This is a genomic window from Brevibacterium litoralis (assembly GCF_040212315.1).
Lineage (GTDB): Bacteria > Actinomycetota > Actinomycetes > Actinomycetales > Brevibacteriaceae > Brevibacterium > Brevibacterium litoralis.
Genome location: NZ_JBDIUY010000055.1, coordinates 1 through 2,778, shown reverse-complemented (window position 1 = coordinate 2,778; position 2,778 = coordinate 1). Strand labels below are relative to the sequence as shown.

Annotated in this window: 1 rRNA gene; it reads left to right on the top strand. The window is 56.5% G+C overall.

What is annotated here, in order from left to right:
- Positions 1-2,778: ribosomal RNA gene (locus AAD496_RS14835) — 23S ribosomal RNA — on the top strand; the annotation flags it as partial.

The window sequence follows — 2,778 nt, the reverse complement described above, 5'->3', positions numbered from 1 at the left end:
CAAAGCGTGTGGGCGTTGCGTGTGCGGTGTTGTGGGGCACGACCGTCCAGGAACCACATGTCCTGGGCTGGTGTTCGTGGGTGTAGGTGAATCGTCTGGGAAGGCGGACCGGAGTGGGTGAGAGTCCCGTAACCGAAACGCTTGCGGCGTCAGTGGGTTGTGTTCCCGAGTAGTGCGGGCCTCGTGTAATCCCGTGTGAATCTGCCAGGACCACCTGGTAAGGCTGAATACTTCCTGATGACCGATAGCGGATAGTACCGTGAGGGAATGGTGAAAAGTACCCCGGGAGGGGAGTGAAAGAGTACCTGAAACCATGTGCTTACAAGCCGTCAGAGCCTTGTGGGGTGATGGCGTGCCTTTTGAAGAATGAGCCTGCGAGTTAGTGGTGCGTGGCGAGGTTAACCCTGGTGGGGTAGTCGTAGCGAAAGCGAGTCCGAAGAGGGCGTTTCAGTCGCGTGTCCTAGACCCGAAGCGGAGTGATCTAGCCATGGGCAGGGTGAAGCAGCAGTAAGATGTTGTGGAGGCCCGCACCCACTTCAGTTGAAAATGGAGGGGATGACCTGTGGTTAGGGGTGAAAGGCCAATCAAACTCTGTGATAGCTGGTTCTCCCCGAAATGCATTTAGGTGCAGCGTTGCGTGTTTCTTGCTGGAGGTAGAGCTACTGGATGGCTGATGGGCCTTACTCGGTTACTGACGTCAACCAAACTCCGAATGCCGGCAAGTGAGAGCGTGGCAGTGAGACTGCGGGGGATAAGCTTCGTAGTCGAGAGGGAAACAGCCCAGACCATCAACTAAGGCCCCTAAGCGTGTGCTGAGTGGGAAAGGATGTGGAGTTGCTGTGACAACCAGGAGGTTGGCTTAGAAGCAGCCATCCTTGAAAGAGTGCGTAATAGCTCACTGGTCAAGTGATTCCGCGCCGATAATGTAGCGGGGCTTAAGTACACCGCCGAAGTTGTGGCAATCGGTTTTCGTGACTGGTTGGGTAGGGGAGCGTCGTGCGTGTGGTGAAGCTGCCGGGTGACCGTGTGGTGGAATGCGTGCGAGTGAGAATGCAGGCATGAGTAGCGAAAGACGGGTGAGAAACCCGTCCGCCGGATGACCAAGGGTTCCAGGGCTAGGCTAATCCGCCCTGGGTAAGTCGGGACCTAAGGCGAGGCCGACAGGCGTAGTCGATGGGCAACGGGTTGATATTCCCGTACCAGGCATGGACCGACCGTATCGAGGCACATGAGACTAACCATCGTGCACTGGCCACACTGCCTTCGGGTGGTGGGCATGGTGTGGGGTGGGACCTGAGTGTGTAGTAGGTAAGCACGTGGTGTGACGCAGGAAGGTAGCCGGGCTGCGCGATGGTTGTCGTAGTCCAAGGATGTAGGCCGACAGGTAGGCAAATCCGCCTGTCAGCACGGTTGAGATCTGATGGGCGCCCCACCTTGGTGTGGTGGTGTACTGGTGATCCTATGCTGTCGAGAAAAGCATCGGTGTGAGGTCTGTGGCTGCTCGTACCCTATTACCGACTCAGGTGGTCAGGTAGAGAATACTAAGGCGATCGAGTGAATCGTGGTTAAGGAACTCGGCAAAATGCCCCCGTAACTTCGGGAGAAGGGGGGCCATCCCCGTGAACGCTCCAAGCGGGTGGGAGCGGGTGGTGGCCGCAGAGACCAGGGAGAAGCGACTGTTTACTAAAAACACAGGTCCGTGCGAAGATGTAAGTCGATGTATACGGACTGACGCCTGCCCGGTGCTGGAAGGTTAAGAGGACTCGTCAACCCGTTCGCGGGTGAAGCGGAGAATTTAAGCCCCAGTAAACGGCGGTGGTAACTATAACCATCCTAAGGTAGCGAAATTCCTTGTCGGGTAAGTTCCGACCTGCACGAATGGCGTAACGACTTCTCCGCTGTCTCGACCACGAACTCGGCGAAATTGCATTACGAGTAAAGATGCTCGTTACGCGCAGCAGGACGGAAAGACCCCGAGACCTTCACTATAGTTTGGTATTGGTGTTCGGTGTGGCTTGTGTAGGATAGGTGGGAGACTGGGAAGCCGGCACGCTAGTGTGGGTGGAGTCGTTGTTGAAATACCACTCTGGCCATAGTGGATTCCTTAACTTCGGACCCTGATCGGGTTCAGGGACAGTGCCTGATGGGTAGTTTAACTGGGGCGGTTGCCTCCCAAAGAGTAACGGAGGCGCCCAAAGGTTCCCTCAGCCTGGTTGGCAATCAGGTGGTGAGTGTAAGTGCACAAGGGAGCTTGACTGTGAGACGGACGTGTCGAGCAGGAGCGAAAGCTGGGACTAGTGACCCGGCCGTGGATTGTGGAATCGCGGTCGCTCAACGGATAAAAGGTACCTCGGGGATAACAGGCTGATCTTGCCCAAGAGTCCATATCGACGGCATGGTTTGGCACCTCGATGTCGGCTCGTCGCATCCTGGGGCTGGAGTCGGTCCCAAGGGTTGGGCTGTTCGCCCATTAAAGCGGTACGCGAGCTGGGTTTAGAACGTCGTGAGACAGTTCGGTCCCTATCCGCTGCGTGCGTTGGAGATTTGAGAAGGTCTGTCCTTAGTACGAGAGGACCGGGACGGACGAACCTCTGGTGTGCCAGTTGTTCTGCCAAGGGCATGGCTGGTTGGCTACGTTCGGGAGGGATAACCGCTGAAAGCATCTAAGCGGGAAGCCTGCTTCGAGATGAGGTCTCCTTTGAGGTTCCCTAGAGATGATGGGGTTGATAGGCCAGGGCTGGAAGCGCGGTAACGTGTGGAGGTGACTGGTACTAATAG